This is a genomic window from Acidovorax sp. BL-A-41-H1 (assembly GCF_051942715.1).
This window is the reverse complement of record NZ_JBPVJQ010000006.1, coordinates 1137154-1153656: the sequence shown is the minus strand read 5'-3', so window position 1 is coordinate 1153656 and position 16503 is coordinate 1137154. Positions and strand designations below refer to the sequence as shown.

Genomic DNA, 16503 nt, shown 5'->3' with positions numbered 1-16503 from the left:
GCGGCGGAAAAGGGCTGAAGGCTGGGGCTTGAAAAACGACAAAGGCCCGAACACCTGGGAAACGGGTTCGGGCCTATGGTGGCTGGGAGGTCAGTCCGCGCGGTAGTTGGGCGCTTCCTTGGTGATCTGCACGTCGTGCACGTGGCTCTCGCGGATGCCGGCGGTGGTGATCTCCACGAACTCGGCCTTGTTGTTCATCTCTTCGATGGTGGCGCAACCGCAGTAACCCATGGAGGCACGCACGCCGCCGGCCATCTGGTACACGATGGAGACCATCGAGCCCTTGTACGGCACGCGGCCTTCAATGCCCTCGGGCACGAGCTTGTCGGCGTTGGGGTTGCCGGTGCTTGACTCCTGGAAGTAGCGGTCGGCACTGCCCTGCTGCATGGCGCCAATCGAGCCCATGCCGCGGTAGCTCTTGTAGCTGCGGCCCTGGAACAGGATGACCTCACCGGGTGCCTCTTCGGTGCCCGCAAACATGCCGCCCATCATCACGGTGCCCGCGCCTGCGGCCAGGGCCTTGGCGATGTCGCCGCTGTAGCGGATGCCACCGTCGGCAATCAGCGGCACGCCCGTGCCCTTCAGCGCCGTGGCCACGTTGTCGATGGCCATGATCTGAGGCACGCCCACACCGGCCACGATGCGCGTGGTGCAGATGGAGCCCGGGCCGATGCCGACCTTGACGGCGTCTGCGCCCGCCTCGACCAGCGCCAGCGCCGCCGCGCCGGTGGCAATGTTGCCGCCGATCACGTCGATTTGCGGGTAGTTCTGCTTGACCCAGCGCACGCGGTCGATCACGCCCTTGCTGTGTCCGTGGGCGGTGTCCACCACGATGGCATCGACGCCGGCCTTCACCAGCGCTTCGACGCGCTCCTCGGTACCCTCACCCACGCCTACCGCTGCACCCACGCGCAGGCGGCCAGCGGCATCGCGCGCGGCATTGGGGAAGCTGGTCTGCTTGGTGATGTCCTTCACCGTGATCAGGCCCTTGAGTTCGAACTTGTCGTTGATGACCAGAATGCGTTCGAGCTTGTGCTTGTTGAGCAGCGCCTTGGCCTCGGCCGGCGTGGTGCCGTCTTTTTCATTGACCGTGATGAGCTTTTCGCGCGGCGTCATGATCTGGTGGACCTTGACGTCGTAGCGCGTCTCAAAGCGGAGGTCTCGGCCGGTCACGATGCCCACCACCTTGCCGCCGTCGCACACCGGAAATCCCGAAATACCCAGTTGTTCGGACAGTTGCAGTACCTGCAGCACCGTGTGCTCTGGGGTGATGACGACAGGGTCGCGCAACACGCCCGACTCGTAGCGCTTGACCTTGGCCACATGGGCAGCCTGCTCCTGCGCTGTGAGGTTCTTGTGCACGATACCGATGCCGCCCTCCTGGGCAATGGCAATGGCCAGGCGCGCTTCCGTCACGGTGTCCATGGCGGCGGACACGAGCGGCAGGTTCAGCTGGATGTTGCGGGAGAGTTTCGTCGCGAGGGACGTGTCCTTGGGCAGGACCTGGGAGTACGCTGGCACCAGCAACACATCGTCGAAGGTGAGCGCTTTTCCAAGAAGGCGCATGAGAAAGCTCCAAAAGACGGATTGTACCCGTGCAGCTGTGGTGCAAAGCCGACGTTGTCCTGCACGCCGGACCCGCGCGCCGCCCTTTGCGCCCGGCCTTTTGCCCGACGCACGGTCGCAGCCCTTTGCAAGGGCGAGCCAAGCCACTGGCGGGCCACGGGTGGCACCGCTAAACTTGCCCGCATGAAAATGCACAAGCTTCTCCTGCTGGCCGTGGCCTGCACCTGGGCCATGGGCGCATCGGCCCAGTGGCAATGGATCGACAAGGATGGCCGCAAGGTGTTCAGCGACCGTCCGCCTCCACAGGAAATCCCTGAAAAGAGCATCCTCAAGCAACCGGGAGGTCCGCGTCCTGCACGCGCAGCAGCGCCAGCGGCCGGGACTGAAGGCGCGGACGCGCCGCAGCCCGGTGCAGCGCCTGCGGCTGCTCCCAAGGTGGCTGCGAGTTCCACCAAGGACAAGGAACTGGAGCAAAAGAAGGCCGCGGCTGAAGCTGCCGAGGCGGCCAAGGCAAAGGCCGAGCAGGAAAAAATCGCGAAAGCCCAGGCAGAAAACTGCACCCGCGCTCGCCAGGCCAAGGCCACCTATGACAGCGGTCGCATCATCACGCAGACCAATGCCCAGGGCGAGCGCGTGTTCATGGACGAAGCCGCGCGCAATGCAGAGACGAAGCGCATTGACGGCATCATCGCCACCGACTGCAAACGCTGATCCCAGACGGCGGCCTTGTTGCCGGCGGGGTGGACGCCCCGGGCACTGCGCCGCTCAGTAGCCCGCCTTGCCGCCCGGGCGCTGGCGCGCAAACAGGCCGGTGGTCCGCGCACCCTGGCGTGCAAAGCGCTCGCGGCGGGCGACCTTGGGGTCGACCTTGAGCGGGCGGTAGACCTCCACACGGTCGAGATGAGCCACCGGAGCATCCAGCCCGGCGCTGCGGCCCCAGATGCCTGCGGCGATCCCGTTTTCTGCTGGCGCCCCATCGTCCCCGAGCAGCGCCTGGACCGCAGGATCTTCACAAGCCAACAACGCGTCGCGCAGCGTGGCGGGCGCTGCAAGGCGCACCACCCACTCCCTTGTCTCCCGCGGCCCGACACACGCGACGATGGTGACCTCCATGCCTTGAGGGGCTGCCGCGTCAGCCATACACCTGCTCTGCACGCTTGACGAAGGCGTCCACCATGCTGCTGGCGATGCGGTCGAAAACAGGGCCCACCAGCGCTGCCAAGGTGGCGCTTTCAAAGCCATAGTTCAGGCGTAATTCCACCTTGCACGCCCGCTGGGTTCCGTCCCCCACCGGATGAAAATGCCAGTCGCCGTCGAGCCGCGAGAACGGGCCCTTGATGAGGTGCATCTGCACACGTCGCCCGTCTTCGTGGGTGTTGCGCGTGACGAAGGTCTGGCGGATGCCGCTGAAGGCAATGCCCACCTCGGCGGTCATGCCGTCTTGCACGGTTTCGAGCACGGCCGAGTGATCGCACCACGGCAGGAACTGCGGGTAGTGCTCCACCCCGGTGACCAGGGCAAACATTTCTTCGGGGCTGTACCAGATCAGGACGGACTTGTGGACGGTTTTCATGCAGACAGGGCCGGCGGATGCACCGCCAGGGGCGGGCGCGAAGGCCGGAGAAATTAGAATCGCCAGCTTGCGAGATGGCATCCATTGTAGGGAGGGCCTTTTATCTTGCGGAGCGGACCCTATCTTCGATGGGTCCGCAAGACTTTCATGGATCAGGGCACCGGCGTCTGCAAGACGCGATCTGACCGGAAAGCCCTGCGACACGAGGTCGTGAAGCTAGTTGTCCCCCGACCCTGATGGCTGGGCTCCTGTGGCCCGACCCGAACACTCCAGCGCATACAACCCTGCCGCCTGACCGACCGATTAGCCGACCGAAGTGTTCTACTCGCTGATGCGCCTGCATCCTGCGGTCAGGCAGACAACCAGAATTTCGCGGCACGCAAAGTGCGAAACACGCTCAATCCCATGGCCAAAAAACCTGACCCCACCGCCCGCATCGCTGACAACAAAAAGGCGGCTTACAACTACTTCTTCGAGGAGCGCCTCGAAGCCGGCATGGTGCTGTACGGCTGGGAAGTCAAAGCCCTGCGGGAAGGCAAGGTGCAGCTGACTGACGGTTACGTTCTCATCCGCGAAGGCGAGCTGTTTCTTCTGGGTTGCCAGATCAACCCGCTCAAAACCGCGTCGACGCACGTGAACCCCGACGCCATACGCACGAAAAAGCTGCTGCTCAAGAAGGACGACATCAAACGGCTGATCGGCAAGGTTGAACAAAAGGGCTACACGCTGGTGCCGCTTAACCTGCACTGGAAGAACGGCTTTGTGAAATGCGAGATCGCCCTGGCCAAGGGCAAGGCCGAACACGACAAGCGCGACACGATCAAGGACCGCGAAGGCAAGCGCGAGGTCGAGCGCGCCATGAAGAGCCGCAACCGCTGAGCAGGGTACGCCCAGCGGTGCTACCTGCCAGATTGCGCTGAGCGCCGTGACCCTGGATCACAGCCGCAGGGCCCGCGCCACCCACCATCGGTGGACAGCGCGGTGCGCATAGCCATCAGACCAGGGAGACCAGCGGGTGCGCGTGTGCCGGCCAGGGGCTGGCAAAGAAAGGCGCCACCATGTCGGGCGTCACGTCTTCAATGCGGGCCGGGTTCCACTTCGGAGCGTGGTCCTTGTCTACCGCCAGGGCGCGGATGCCTTCCACCGTCTCGCTCTGCCCCGGGCGCAGGTAAAAGCAGTGGCGCACCATGTCGCGCTCCATCCGCAGATCGTCGGCCAGGCCCATCGCGTGGGCACGGCGAATCTGCTCCAGCACCACATGCAGCATCAGCGGGGAGCGCTTGCGCAGCGTGGCCGCCGTGGCGCGCGCCCAGTCAGACGAAGCGCTTTCAAGGGCCTGGACGATCTCGCCCACGGTCGGCAAGGCGAAATATTGGTCAATTTCGGCCCTGGCCCCGGTGATATTTGCCTCACAAGCTATTATTTTTGTAGCAACATATTCTTTTACGGCGGCGCCGCTGGCAAAGTGCTGCGTGCCCAGCGCTTCCCACAGAGGCGCCTGCTGGTCCGAGGGCAGGCAGCCATCGGCCAGGCCCACGGCAATCGCATCGCCCGCGCCGATGGTGTCGCCCGTCAAGGCCAGCCACTCACCGGTACGGCCTGGACAGCGGCTGAGGAAGTAGCCACCGCCCACGTCCGGGAACAGGCCAATGGCTGTTTCGGGCATGGCCATCTTCGTGCGTTCCGTCACCACGCGCAGGGCTGCGCCCTGGCTGATGCCCATGCCCCCCCCCATGACGATGCCGTCCATGAAGGCGATGTAGGGCTTGCCGTAGTTGTGGATGAGGTGGTTGAGCGCGTATTCCTCGGTAAAAAAGTCTTCGAGCTGCGGATTGCCCTGGCTGCCTGCCTGGTGCAAGAAGCGGATGTCCCCGCCCGCGCAAAAAGCGCCAAACGGGCCCTCCTTGTTGCTGCCGCGTATGGCCACCGCGAGCACCTTGTCGTCGTGCTGCCACGCCAGCAGCGCGCCCATCAGTTCGCGCACCATGCCCAGCGACAGCGCATTGAGCGCGCGCGGGCGGTTCAGCGTGATGAAACCAACCTGGCCCCGCACTTCACTCAATACTTCCGACACAACCGTCTCCGTCATCGTTGTTCCTTCCAACCCAAAAGTTCATTGAAAACCAGCGCACCAATCACCAGTGCACCGCCTGTCAGCACCGCAGTGTCAGGCCGTTCGCCGGCGCCCAGCCACGCAAGCAGGATGCCAAAAATCACCTCCAGCAGCCCCAGCAAAGCCATTTCCGGCGCCTTGAGCACGCGGCCGCAGCGCACCGCCAGCACGCAGGGAATGGCCAATTGCACCACGCCCAATAGTGCCAGCAAGGCCAAGTCATGGCCTGACGCCTGAAACGGCAGCGCCAGCGGCAGCGTGGCCACGACGGAAATCACCGCGCCTACCAGCACGGCGGGCACCAGATCCACCGCATGGCCGTGGCGCTGCGAAAGCTGCACCACCGTCCAGTTGACGGCTGCCGCCACCGGGACACACAGTGCCACCAGCGACCCGGCCAGCGGCAGGCCAGCCACCTGGGACCCGTACATCCAGGCAATGCCCATCCCGGCAACCGTAATGGCCGCCCAGGTGCGCGGAGCAATGTGGTGACCGATGAAAACCCGTGCAAACAGCGCGGTGAGCAAGGGCCCCACCGCCATCGTCACCAGCACGTTGGCTACGGGCATGAGCACCAGCGCCACCATGAATGCCGTGAACATCACGCTCCAGCACACGCCCGAGATCCACAGCGCGCGGCCACCCTGGCGCATCGACGCAAACACGGCGCGCCCCTGCAGCACGGGCAGGATGACCAGGAGCGCCAGCAGAGTGAAAAGGCTGCGCCAGAAGGTCACCTCAAAACGGGCCGCATGCTCCAGGTGGCGCGTGACCACGCCGGCGATGGACCACATCAGGGTCACGGCCACCATGAGCAGCACGGCTCGGGAATGTGTGAGTTTCAGCATGGACCTTGCAGTTCAGACGGAAAAAAGGCCACTGGAGTGCAGTGGCCTTTTGCAATGCGCGAGTGATCAGGAACGGCCTGCGCGCTTGCGCTCATTTTCCGTCAGGAACCGCTTGCGGATACGGATGGACTTGGGCGTGATTTCGACCAGCTCGTCGTCCTCGATGAATTCCACGGCGTATTCCAGCGTGGCATCGATCGGAGGCGTGATCTTGATCGCGTCTTCCTTGCCACTGACGCGGAAGTTGGTCAGCTGCTTGGTGCGCGTGGCGTTCACGATCAGGTCGTTGTCACGGCTGTGGATGCCGACGATCATGCCTTCGTACACGGGGTCGTTGGCCTTCACGAACATGCGACCGCGGTCGTCGAGCTTGCCCAGGGCGTAGGTGAAGATTTCACCGTCGTCCATGGAAATCAGCACGCCGTTCTTGCGACCGCCGATGTCACCCTTGTGCGGCTCGTAGCTGTCAAAGATGTTGCTGATGAGGCCCGAGCCACGCGTCAGGTTCAGGAATTCGTTGGTGAAGCCGATCAGGCCGCGCGCAGGAATGCGGTACTCCAGGCGCACACGGCCACGGCCGTCCGGCTCCATGTTCACCAGCTCGCCCTTGCGCTCGCCCAGAGCCTGCATCACGCCACCCTGGTGGCCTTCTTCGATGTCGACCGTCACGAGTTCGATAGGCTCGTGCTTTTCGCCGTTCACGGTCTTGAAGACAACGCGGGGCTTGGAAACGGCGAGCTCGTAGCCTTCGCGGCGCATGTTTTCCAGCAGGATGGTCAGGTGGAGTTCACCGCGGCCCATCACTTCAAAGATGCCTTCTTCGTCGGTTTCCGAAACGCGCAGCGCCACGTTGTGCTGGAGTTCCTTTTGCAGGCGGTCCCAGATCTGGCGGCTGGTCACGAACTTGCCTTCACGACCGGCCAGTGGCGACGTATTCACGCAGAAGTTCATGGTCAGCGTGGGCTCATCCACCTTGAGCATGGGCAGCGGTGCGGGGTTGGCCGGGTCGGTCACGGTCACGCCGATGCCGATGCCTTCGATGCCGTTGATCAGCACGATGTCGCCAGGGCCGGCCAAAGGCGTCTGCATACGGTCCAGGCCCTGGAAGGTCAGCACCTGGTTGACACGGCCCTTGATGGTCTTGCCTTCGGGGCCTTCCATCACCAGCACGTCCTGGCCGGGCTTGATGGTGCCCTGGCTGATGCGGCCCACGCCGATGCGGCCCACGAAGCTGGAGAAATCCAGCGCCGAGATTTGCAGCTGCAGCGGAGCGGCCGGGTCACCGGAGTTCGGTGGCACGTGGCTCAGGATGGTGTCGAAAAGGGCCGACATATCGGGGCCCCACTGCTCGCCCGGTGCGCCCTCTTCCAGCGAAGACCAGCCGTTGATGCCCGAGGCATACACCACGGGGAAGTCCAGTTGTTCGTCGGTGGCACCGAGCTTGTCGAACAGATCGAACGCGGCGTTCACGACCTTGTCGGGGTTCGCACCGGGCTTGTCGACCTTGTTCACTACCAGGATGGGGCGCAGGCCCAGGGCCAGGGCCTTCTTGGTGACGAAACGCGTCTGGGGCATGGGGCCTTCCTGCGCATCGATCAGCAGCACCACACTGTCCACCATCGACAGGGCGCGTTCGACTTCGCCGCCGAAGTCCGCGTGGCCGGGGGTGTCCACGATGTTGATGTGGGTGTCTTTCCAGCTCACGGCGCAGTTCTTGGCCAGGATGGTGATGCCCCGCTCTTTTTCGATGGCGTTGTTGTCCATCACGGTGTCGACGACCTTTTCGTGGTCGGCAAAAGTGCCGGACTGGCGCAGCAGCTGGTCAACCATGGTGGTCTTGCCATGGTCAACGTGGGCAATGATCGCGATATTGCGGATTTGTTTAGTCATAGTTTTTCCAATGTGCCGCTGTGCGCCATCGACGCGGAATGCGGCGTGCTTTCCAAAATCTGTTGAATTTCCAGCGGACTCAGGAGCCTGTCCGGCACCAGCTCCCCGCCCACGATATGGCCCACCCCCAGCAAGGCCGGGGGGGATTCGCCAAACACCGCCACGGCACTGGCGTCAGGCCAGTTGCCACGTCGACGCACGCCCGACAGGAATCGGGCTGCATTTTCACCATCCAGCGTGACACGCATGTGCTGCGCCAGCAGCGACTCGGGTGCCTCCAGGCTGGCCAGGCGATCCGCCTCGGGCATGGCCTCCAGCTGCGCCAGCGTGACACAGCGCTCGACCCCCAACCCACCCGTATCGATGCGACGCAAAAAGGTGAGATGGGCACCACAACCCAACGCCGCACCAATGTCTTCGCCCAGGGTGCGGATGTAGGTACCCTTGCTGCAGGTTACTACTATTTTAATAGCAAACAGTGCATGTTCTGTCTGCACCAGGGCCAGTTTCAATGCATGAATGACCACATCGCGCGCTTCGCGCTCCACGGTCACGCCAGCCCGCGCGTACTCGTACAGCGCTTTGCCGTCCTTCTTGAGCGCGCTATGCATCGGAGGCACCTGGCGGATGGGGCCGGTGAACTGCTGCTGTACAGCAGCCAGGCGCTCAGGCACCAGCTGGGCTGGGTCTACATCGCAACGCTGCACCACATCACCCTCGGCATCTCCGGTGGTGGTGGTAACGCCCAGCAATGCAACGGCTTCGTAGGTCTTGGGGGCATTCAGCTGCAACTGGCTGAACTTGGTGGCGGCACCAAAACACAGGGGCAGCACCCCGGATGCCAACGGATCAAGCGTACCGGTGTGCCCTGCCTTTTCGGCGCGCAGCAGCCACTTGGCCTTTTGCAAGGCATCGTTGCTCGAAAGGCCGAGCGGTTTGTCGAGCAGCAACACCCCATGCACAGGGCGCCGCTGCACCCTGGTGCGTGGCGCGTGCATGGACTATTCCTCTTTCGCGCGCGAAGAAACCGCCTTGGCGATCAAGGCGTTCATGTCGGCCGCACGCTCGGAGGTGCGGTCGAACACGAAGTGCAGCGTAGGCACGGTGTGAATGTGCAGCCGCTTGAACAGGCCATTGCGCAGGAAACCCGCAGCCTGGTTAAGCGCCGCCTGCGTTTCCACAGGGTCGCCCGTCAGCAGGCTGAAGAACACCTTGGCGTGGGCATAGTCGGGAGTGACCTCCACGCCTTGCAACGTCACCATGCCCACGCGCGGGTCTTTCAACTCGCGCGCGATCAGCTCCGTCAGATCGCGCTGGATCTGATCGGCGACCTTGAAGGCCCGGTTGGGGGTGGAAGATTTCTTCGCAGCCATGTCGTCGTCACCGATGCTTTACAGCGTCCGTGCGATTTCCTTGATGTCAAAGAATTCGAACTGATCACCTTCCTTGATGTCGTTGTAGTTCTTGAGCTTGATACCGCACTCAAAACCTTCCTTGACATCACGAACATCGTCCTTGAGGCGCTTGATCGAGTCGACTTCGCCGGTGTAGACCACCACGTTGTCACGCAGCAGGCGGAAGCGTGCGTTGCGATGGACCATGCCAGAGGTGATGTACGAACCGGCAATCGTGCCGATCTTGGTTGCCACGAACACAGTGCGAATCTCGGCCGTACCGATGATTTCCTCGCGCTGCTCGGGGGCCAGCATGCCGGACATTGCAACCTTGAGCTCATCGACAGCGTCATAGATGATGCTGTAGTAGTGCAGATCGACGCCATTGTTCTCGGCAAGCTTGCGCGCACCGGCATCGGCGCGCACATTGAAGCCGATCACGATGGCCTTGGAGGCAATCGCCAGGTTGATGTCGGACTCGCTGATGGCGCCCACAGCGGCGTACACCAGTTGCACCTTGACTTCGTCGGTAGACAGCTTGAGCAGCGACTGGGCCAGTGCTTCCTGCGAACCCTGCACGTCGGCCTTGACGATGATGGGCAAGGTCTTGACCTCGCCCGCTGTCATGTCGGCGAACATGTTTTCCAGCTTGGCAGCCTGCTGCTTGGCCAGCTTGGTGTTGCGGAATTTGCCCGCGCGGTACGTCGAGATCTCGCGGGCACGGCGCTCGTCGGTCATCACCATGAAGTCGTCGCCCGCCTGGGGCACTTCGGTCAGACCCTGGATTTCCACCGGGATTGATGGGCCTGCCGTCTTGGCGGTCTTGCCGTTTTCGTCCAGCATGGCACGCACGCGGCCGTAGGTCTGGCCTGCCAGCACGATGTCGCCGACTTTCAGGGTACCCGACTGCACCAGCACCGTCGCCACAGGACCGCGTCCCTTGTCGAGCTGGGCTTCAATCACAAGGCCCTTGGCCAGTGATTCGACCGGGGCGCGAAGCTCCAGCACTTCAGCCTGCAGCAGCACCTGCTCCAGCAGTGTGTCGATGCCCATGCCGGTCTTGGAGGACACCGGCACGAATGGTGAGTCGCCACCGTATTCTTCAGGCACGACCTGCTCCACCACCAGCTCCTGCTTGACGCGTTCGAAGTTGGCATCCGGCTTGTCGGCCTTGGTGATTGCGACCACGATAGGAACGCCGGCCGCCTTGGCGTGCTTGATGGCTTCCTTGGTCTGGGGCATGACGCCGTCGTCGGCAGCCACCACCAGAATCACGATATCGGTGGCCTGTGCACCGCGGGCGCGCATGGCCGTGAAGGCTTCGTGACCAGGGGTGTCGAGGAACGACACCATGCCGCGTGGCGTTTCCACGTGGTAGGCACCGATGTGCTGCGTGATCCCGCCGGCTTCGCCTGCAGCCACCTTCGCACGACGGATGTAGTCGAGCAGCGAGGTCTTGCCGTGGTCCACGTGGCCCATGACGGTGACCACAGGTGCGCGTGGCAGCAGTTCGACGTCTTGCTGCGCCGTATCGTCGTCGGTAAAAGCTTCCGGATCATCCAGCGCCGCCACCACGGCCTTGTGGCCCAGTTCTTCCACCACGATCATCGCGGTGTCCTGGTCCAGCGGCTGGTTGATGGTGACCATCTGGCCCATCTTCATCAGCGCCTTGATGACCTCGTTGGCCTTGATCGACATCTTGTGCGCAAGTTCGGCCACCGTGATGGTTTCCGGCACGTGCACTTCAATGATGCGCGCCTCGACCGGTGCCGACTGCTGGTGATCGTCACGCTGGTCGCGGTTGTCGCCACGGCGGCCACGCGGGCCACCGCGCCAGTTATTGCGACCGACACCGCCGCTGCTGTCGCCGCGGGTCTTGATTTCTTTCTTCTTGGCCGTGTCGTTGGCCCAGCTGGAGGACAGCTTGGCAGACTTGACTTCCTTGCCTGCACCAGGGGCCGCAGGCGCGGCAGCGCCGGCACCGGTGCGGGGCACGGCAGAGCCCACTGCGGGCTTGTGCAGCGTGCCCTTCTTGGCGTCACCCACGGCAGCTGGCTTGGCCACTGGCTTGGGCTCTTCGGGCTTCTTGGCGACCATGACCGCCTTCTTGGGCGTGGCCATCATCGAGCGGATAGCCGCTGCCTCGGCCTCGGCCTTGCGACGACGCGCGTCGAGGTCGGCAGCGCGTGCAGCCTCTTCGTCAGAACGGGCCTTCGACTCGGCGGCAGCCTTTTCGCGCGCTTCGACCTGGGCTGCACTGCGTGCGGCCGTTTCGGCAGCCTGCTCGCGAGTGGCTTCCTGCTTCACAGCCGATGCCTGAGCCTTCTTCTCGGCTTCCTGGGCAGCGTAGGCGGCGGCACGCTCTTCGGCTTCGCGCTCGCGCTTTTCGCGGGCTTCACGCTCGGCACGCTTTTCGGCCAATTCAGTTTCCTGGCGGCGGATCAGCTCGGCCTGGCGGCGGGCTTCTTCCTCGCGGCGGGCCAACTCCAGGTCTTCACTGGAAGGCGCGGGCTGCTCGAAGGCCTCTTCGCGGTTTTCCACCGTGGCTTCGGCGCCGTCTTCGCGCTGGATGAACGTGCGCTTCTTGCGCACTTCCACCTGGATCGTGCGCGCCTTGCCCGTGGCATCGGCCTGCTTGATCTCGCTGGTGGATTTTTTCACCAGCGTGATCTTCTTGCGGTCCGCCGAAGCAGTGCCATGGCTGGCCTGCAGGTAAGCCAGCAGTTTTTGCTTGTCCGACTCGGTGAGCGGATCCGCAGGGGAAGCCTTGCCCACGCCGGCAGCCTTGAGCTGGTCGAGCAGGGTTTCAGGCGATTTCTTGAGTTCGGTAGCGAACTCGGCGACAGTATTACTGGACATATTTGGTTCGTGCCTCCCTGACCTTTACTCTTGCCCCGCGAACCAGTGTTCGCGCGCCTTCATGATCAAGGCTTTGGCATCTTCTTCAGACTGTCCGGTCAGGTCGGTCAGTTCATCAATGGCCAGGTCGGCCAGGTCGTCACGTGTATGCACACCGCCGTCGGCCAGCTTGGCAATCAGCTCGGGTGTGAGGCCTTCGAGGTCGCGCAGGTCCTGGGAGACCTCTTCCACGCTTTCCTCGCGGGCGATTTCCATCGTGAGCAGCGCATCCTTGGCGCGGGCGCGCAGCTCGTTGACGGTGTCTTCGTCAAAAGACTCGATCTCCAGCATTTCCTGGAGTGGCACATAGGCCACCTCTTCCAGGCTGTTGAAGCCTTCAGAGATCAGGATTTCGGCGATTTCCTCGTCGACATCCAGCTTTTCCATGAACAGCTTGCGGGCGGTGTCGGTTTCGTTGGCTTGCTTCTGGGCGCTTTCAGCAGCGTCCATGATGTTGATCTTCCAGCCGGTGAGGTCGGAAGCCAGGCGAACGTTCTGACCGCCGCGGCCGATGGCAATGGCGAGGTTTTCCTCGTCCACCACCACGTCCATGGCGTGCTTTTCTTCATCCACCACGATGGAGGACACATTGGCAGGCGCCAGTGCACCGATGACAAACTGGGCCGGGTCTTCAGACCACAGCACGATGTCAACACGCTCACCCGCCAGCTCGTTCGTCACGGCATTCACACGGGTGCCACGCACGCCGACGCAGGTGCCGATGGGGTCCACGCGCTTGTCGTGGCTCAGCACGGCGATCTTGGCGCGGGAGCCGGGGTCGCGAGCGCAGGTCTTGATCTCCAGCAGGCCTTGCTCGATCTCGGGGACTTCCTGGCGGAAGAGCTCGATCATGAACTCGGGGGCCGAACGCGACAGGATGATGGGCGCGCCGCGCAGGGTCAGGTCGACCTCCATGATCATGGCGCGCACACGGTCGCCACTGCGCAGGTTTTCCTTGGGGATCATCTCGCTGCGGCGCAGGCGGCCTTCCACGCGACCAGACTCGACGATGATGTCGCCCTTGTCCATGCGCTTGACAGTACCCGTGAAGATCTTCTCGCCGCGCGACATGAAGTCGTTGAGCAGCATCTCGCGCTCGGCGTCACGGATCTTTTGCAGGATGACCTGCTTGGCCGCCATGGCACCGATGCGGCCGATGGGCACGGACTCGACACCCTCTTCGATGTATTCACCGACTTCGATGTCGGCGATCCGGTCGCGCGCATCCATGAGCAGCTCTTCGGCTTCCGGATTCTGCAGGCCGGCGTCGTCAGGAACCACCAACCAGCGGCGGAAAGTCTCGTAATTGCCGCTGTCGCGATCGACAGACACGCGGATGTCCACCTCGCCCTGGTACAGCTTCTTGGTGGCCTGTGCCAAAGCGGATTCCACGGCACCCAGCACCACGTCCCGCTCGACGTTCTTTTCGCGCGAAATGGCCTCAACCAACATCAACAATTCGCGATTCATGCGACGACTCTCCTGTTTCAATCATGCGAGAGCGCTCTGCGTGCAGCAGCCAGCGCCCGTTCATTCAGCAGCCAACAATCAGGTTCAGGCAGGCGCAGCCCCCGCCTTGCCCGCGCGACCCTTGAAATCCACAATGGGCGCGAGACGGGCATCCCGTATCTCATCAAGGGTGAAGCCCAGTGCCTGCAAAGGGGCCGGAGCCCGCTTCTTGCTCACTTTCTGACCTGGTTTGACCGGGGGCTCCTCGCTCCAGACGATTTGCCAGCCACCGGATTCGGCCCGCGAGAGCAGGCCCCGAAATTTCTTGCGCGTGGCGTTGACCTGGCCCGCCGCGGCAGCAACGCCGATGGGCGCCTTCAAGGTAATGTCGATGACCGAACCTGCGAAGCGGGTGAAATCCTGCTCGTGGCGAAGGGGGCGGTCGATTCCGGGGGAGGAAACTTCAAGGCGCTTGTACTCGGCGCCATCGACTTCCAGCGCAAATTGCAGCTGGCGCGTGACTTTCTCGCAGTCTTCCACCGTCACGAACTGATCGAGCGCTGGCGCCACCGTATCTGCAGACGGCCGCACCCACGGCAAGTCAATGGTGACACGCAACAGACCACCCGCGGAGCGCTCGATCTCCACCAGGTCATACCCCAGGCCGGTAACGGTTTGTTCTACGACTTGCTGCAGTGCCACGTGATTCAGTTCAATCCCGGAAAAACAAAAAACCCGATAACCCCCGGAGACTTCCCCGACAGCTTCGAGCTCGAAAAGCAATCGACCAAAAAAAACGGGCGGTTGGTACCCGCCCGCTTGGTCGTGAGGCTCTTATTGTAGCGCGTAAAGCATTGATTTGCAAAGAGACGCGGGCGCAGTAATCACTCATCCGTGTTGTTTGCACGCCAGCAGGCGAGAGCCAGGCAAACCCGGAACGCTTTACAGACGAAGCGAGGATCGATCTCAGGCCCCAGAACCACCATCGGCCTGCCCACGGACGCCGCCGCCAGGCCAGAACGCGTCTCAAGTCATCTGGCGCGCGCCGTTCGCACCCGCTCGAAAACGGCCTGGGCATCGTGGCCCGCGCTGGCGGGCTCATTCGCAGCCTGCAGGCTGCCGAGCAAGCGGGTGAACACCGGGGCCTGCGGGAGCAAAGGCCCCAGAAAAAGGGCCCGCGCCCCGTCGGCGATCAACAGGGTCGGGAATGTTTCCACATCAAGGTCTCCCGCCAGTTCCGACTCATCCTCGATGTCCACCCACTCAAACCGCACGCCAGGATGCGCACGGGCCAGGTCCTCAAAGATGGGGCGGTAGTCGCGGCAAGTGCCACACCAGCCAGCACACAGGCACACCGCCCACCACGTGCGCGCTGCGTCCGTGCCGGGGCGTGCAGCGAACTGGGGCGAGACTGGGGTGCTGTCCATGGGGAAAAATTTCCTGATGCGGTGGTGTGAGGTGCGCCGCTGTCCTGCTGGGACGTGGCGGCTACAGGCCGCGACGCTCGCGCGCGCGGTACACCTCAATGGTACCTACAGCCGGCGCCCGGTTGCCCCAGCTGTTGCGGATGAAGGTCGCCACGGCGGCAATCTCTTCATCGCCCAGAAGGTGCTGAAACGGCGGCATTCCATGCGGTCGCGGGTTGCCGGCCGTGGCCGGCAAGTACCCACCCTGGAGCACCACGCGCACGACGTTGGTTGGATCGCCCAGCACAACGGCGCGGTTGCCCTTGAGCGGGGGGAACGCTCCAGGCTCTCCGCCCCCCTGCTCCCCGTGGCACTGCGCGCAATGCTGCTCGTACACCTTGGCGCCGCGCTCCAGCGCCGACGCGGGCGGGTTCGACACAGCCACGGCAGCTGGCTCGTGCGGTGGCAATGCCTGCAGGTAGACGGCCATGGCCTGGGCGTCTGCCTCGCTCAGGTACTGCGTACTGCGGAACACCACTTCGGCCATCGGCCCCAGTACCGACCCTTGCGGGCCCACACCCGTTTTGAGCAGCGCAACCACGTCATCGGTGGGCCACTGGCTCACGCCCGCCTCAGACGCTGCATTCAGCGCGGGTGCATACCAGTTCTGCACCGGGATCAGCCCGCCGGTGAAGGCCTTGGCGTCTGTGGTGGCGCCCAGGGCGTTGCGGGGCGTGTGGCAGGCAGTGCAATGGCCCAGCCCGTTGACCAGGTATGCGCCGCGGTTCCATTCGGCAGTCTGGGCTGCGTCGGGCTCGATAGCGCCCGGCGCAAAGAACAGCGCCCGCCACACGCCGAGCGCTGCCTGGGTGCTGTACGGAAAACGCAGCGCGTGCGGGCGGTTGGGCTCGGCCGCAGGCGGCACGGTTTTCAGGTAGGCGTAGATGGCGTCCGAATCCTCACGCGTGACGTGCGTGTAGTTGGGGTACGGGAATGCGGGGTACAGCAAGCGGCCGTCCTTGCTGCGGCCGTGGTGCATGGCGCGCCAGAATTCGGCCGAAGACCAGCCGCCAATGCCGTGGGCCGCATCGGACGTGAGGTTGGAGCTGTGCACCACCCCAAAGGGCGTTTCGATGCCCCGGCCGCCGGCAAAGGGCGCACCGCCCTGGGTGGTATGGCAGGCCATGCAGTTGCCTACGCGCGCCAGGTATTCGCCCCGCGCCGCCAGTGCCGGGCTGAGCACAAGCGTTTCCGCGGCTGGCAGTTCGGCCTCGCCGCGCAGGTTGAGTGTGACCACTGCAGCGGCGACAACGCCGAGCGTGGCCATGGCTGCAGAAATCGTCCAGAGGATGCGTTTCATGGCGGC

At 63.6% G+C, this 16503-nt stretch carries 15 protein-coding genes; 2 read left to right on the top strand and 13 right to left on the bottom strand.

Translation table 11 applies throughout. The annotated features are described in order from the left end of the window. Positions 1-90: 90 nt before the first annotated feature. A complete protein-coding gene (gene guaB / locus ACTPOI_RS18555) occupies positions 91-1566 on the bottom strand; it encodes an IMP dehydrogenase (protein ID WP_069106140.1) in 1476 nt (491 codons plus the stop codon). Between the two features lie 183 nt (positions 1567-1749). Here guaB and ACTPOI_RS18550 point away from each other — a divergent pair, with 183 nt between their 5' ends. Continuing rightward, the gene (locus ACTPOI_RS18550) at positions 1750-2277 is read left to right on the top strand and encodes a DUF4124 domain-containing protein (protein WP_440111435.1); all 528 of its coding nucleotides are present in this window, start codon (positions 1750-1752) and stop codon (positions 2275-2277) included. Positions 2278-2331: 54 nt separating this feature from the next. On the opposite strand, the gene ACTPOI_RS18545 is transcribed toward ACTPOI_RS18550, so the two are convergent. Further along, positions 2332-2706 carry an RnfH family protein gene (locus tag ACTPOI_RS18545; RefSeq protein ID WP_440111433.1) on the bottom strand — a complete coding sequence of 125 codons (375 nt, stop codon included), beginning with the start codon at positions 2704-2706 and terminating at the stop codon, positions 2332-2334. Next, complete coding sequence (locus ACTPOI_RS18540) at positions 2699-3139, bottom strand: type II toxin-antitoxin system RatA family toxin (RefSeq protein WP_440111431.1); 441 nt, start codon at positions 3137-3139, stop codon at positions 2699-2701. Before ACTPOI_RS18540 ends, ACTPOI_RS18545 begins: the two co-directional genes overlap by 8 nt. A 405-nt stretch (positions 3140-3544) precedes the next feature. Between ACTPOI_RS18540 and smpB the strand changes: the two genes are divergently transcribed. After that, positions 3545-4018, top strand: coding sequence for an SsrA-binding protein SmpB (smpB, locus tag ACTPOI_RS18535; RefSeq protein ID WP_440111429.1), 474 nt, complete (start codon positions 3545-3547; stop codon positions 4016-4018). A 115-nt stretch (positions 4019-4133) separates the two neighbouring features. On the opposite strand, the gene ACTPOI_RS18530 is transcribed toward smpB, so the two are convergent. From ACTPOI_RS18530 to ACTPOI_RS18485, 10 genes are all read right to left on the bottom strand, one after another. Continuing rightward, on the bottom strand, positions 4134-5228 hold the full coding sequence (locus tag ACTPOI_RS18530) for an enoyl-CoA hydratase/isomerase family protein (RefSeq protein ID WP_440111427.1): 1095 nt from the start codon (positions 5226-5228) through the stop codon (positions 4134-4136). Beyond that, positions 5225-6100 (bottom strand): DMT family transporter, encoded by an 876-nt coding sequence (locus ACTPOI_RS18525; RefSeq protein WP_440111425.1) that lies wholly within the window; start codon positions 6098-6100, stop codon positions 5225-5227. The genes ACTPOI_RS18530 and ACTPOI_RS18525 overlap by 4 nt, the downstream gene beginning before the upstream one ends. A 66-nt stretch (positions 6101-6166) precedes the next feature. Beyond that, positions 6167-7990, bottom strand: coding sequence for a translational GTPase TypA (typA, locus tag ACTPOI_RS18520; RefSeq protein WP_440111423.1), 1824 nt, complete (start codon positions 7988-7990; stop codon positions 6167-6169). Beyond that, positions 7987-8988, bottom strand: coding sequence for a tRNA pseudouridine(55) synthase TruB (gene truB / locus ACTPOI_RS18515; RefSeq protein ID WP_440111421.1), 1002 nt, complete (start codon positions 8986-8988; stop codon positions 7987-7989). The genes typA and truB overlap by 4 nt, the downstream gene beginning before the upstream one ends. A gap of 3 nt (positions 8989-8991) precedes the next feature. Further along, positions 8992-9363 (bottom strand): 30S ribosome-binding factor RbfA, encoded by a 372-nt coding sequence (gene rbfA, locus ACTPOI_RS18510; RefSeq protein ID WP_010458038.1) that lies wholly within the window; start codon positions 9361-9363, stop codon positions 8992-8994. A gap of 18 nt (positions 9364-9381) precedes the next feature. Beyond that, positions 9382-12243, bottom strand: coding sequence for a translation initiation factor IF-2 (gene infB / locus ACTPOI_RS18505; RefSeq protein WP_440111419.1), 2862 nt, complete (start codon positions 12241-12243; stop codon positions 9382-9384). 24 nt (positions 12244-12267) lie between these two features. Further along, entirely contained in the window at positions 12268-13752 is a 1485-nt protein-coding gene (nusA, locus tag ACTPOI_RS18500) for a transcription termination factor NusA (RefSeq protein WP_440111417.1), read from the bottom strand. An 84-nt stretch (positions 13753-13836) separates the two neighbouring features. Beyond that, the gene (gene rimP / locus ACTPOI_RS18495; protein ID WP_440112678.1) at positions 13837-14433 is read right to left on the bottom strand and encodes a ribosome maturation factor RimP; all 597 of its coding nucleotides are present in this window, start codon (positions 14431-14433) and stop codon (positions 13837-13839) included. Between the two features lie 329 nt (positions 14434-14762). After that, positions 14763-15158 carry a thioredoxin family protein gene (locus ACTPOI_RS18490; RefSeq protein ID WP_440111415.1) on the bottom strand — a complete coding sequence of 132 codons (396 nt, stop codon included), beginning with the start codon at positions 15156-15158 and terminating at the stop codon, positions 14763-14765. A 61-nt stretch (positions 15159-15219) separates the two neighbouring features. Then, positions 15220-16497: a c-type cytochrome gene (locus ACTPOI_RS18485; RefSeq protein WP_440111413.1), complete on the bottom strand. Its 1278-nt coding sequence runs from the start codon at positions 16495-16497 to the stop codon at positions 15220-15222. Positions 16498-16503: the final 6 nt, after the last annotated feature.

Coding starts and splice junctions, on each gene's coding strand:
- ACTPOI_RS18525 (WP_440111425.1), bottom strand. CDS start 6,100: ATGCTGAAACTCACACATTCCCGAGCCGTGCTGCTCATGGTGGCCGTG.
- guaB (WP_069106140.1), bottom strand. CDS start 1,566: ATGCGCCTTCTTGGAAAAGCGCTCACCTTCGACGATGTGTTGCTGGTG.
- nusA (WP_440111417.1), bottom strand. CDS start 13,752: ATGAATCGCGAATTGTTGATGTTGGTTGAGGCCATTTCGCGCGAAAAG.
- ACTPOI_RS18490 (WP_440111415.1), bottom strand. CDS start 15,158: ATGGACAGCACCCCAGTCTCGCCCCAGTTCGCTGCACGCCCCGGCACG.
- ACTPOI_RS18530 (WP_440111427.1), bottom strand. CDS start 5,228: ATGACGGAGACGGTTGTGTCGGAAGTATTGAGTGAAGTGCGGGGCCAG.
- ACTPOI_RS18485 (WP_440111413.1), bottom strand. CDS start 16,497: ATGAAACGCATCCTCTGGACGATTTCTGCAGCCATGGCCACGCTCGGC.
- truB (WP_440111421.1), bottom strand. CDS start 8,988: ATGCACGCGCCACGCACCAGGGTGCAGCGGCGCCCTGTGCATGGGGTG.
- ACTPOI_RS18545 (WP_440111433.1), bottom strand. CDS start 2,706: ATGGCTGACGCGGCAGCCCCTCAAGGCATGGAGGTCACCATCGTCGCG.
- ACTPOI_RS18540 (WP_440111431.1), bottom strand. CDS start 3,139: ATGAAAACCGTCCACAAGTCCGTCCTGATCTGGTACAGCCCCGAAGAA.
- typA (WP_440111423.1), bottom strand. CDS start 7,990: ATGACTAAACAAATCCGCAATATCGCGATCATTGCCCACGTTGACCAT.
- rbfA (WP_010458038.1), bottom strand. CDS start 9,363: ATGGCTGCGAAGAAATCTTCCACCCCCAACCGGGCCTTCAAGGTCGCC.
- ACTPOI_RS18550 (WP_440111435.1), top strand. CDS start 1,750: ATGAAAATGCACAAGCTTCTCCTGCTGGCCGTGGCCTGCACCTGGGCC.
- smpB (WP_440111429.1), top strand. CDS start 3,545: ATGGCCAAAAAACCTGACCCCACCGCCCGCATCGCTGACAACAAAAAG.
- infB (WP_440111419.1), bottom strand. CDS start 12,243: ATGTCCAGTAATACTGTCGCCGAGTTCGCTACCGAACTCAAGAAATCG.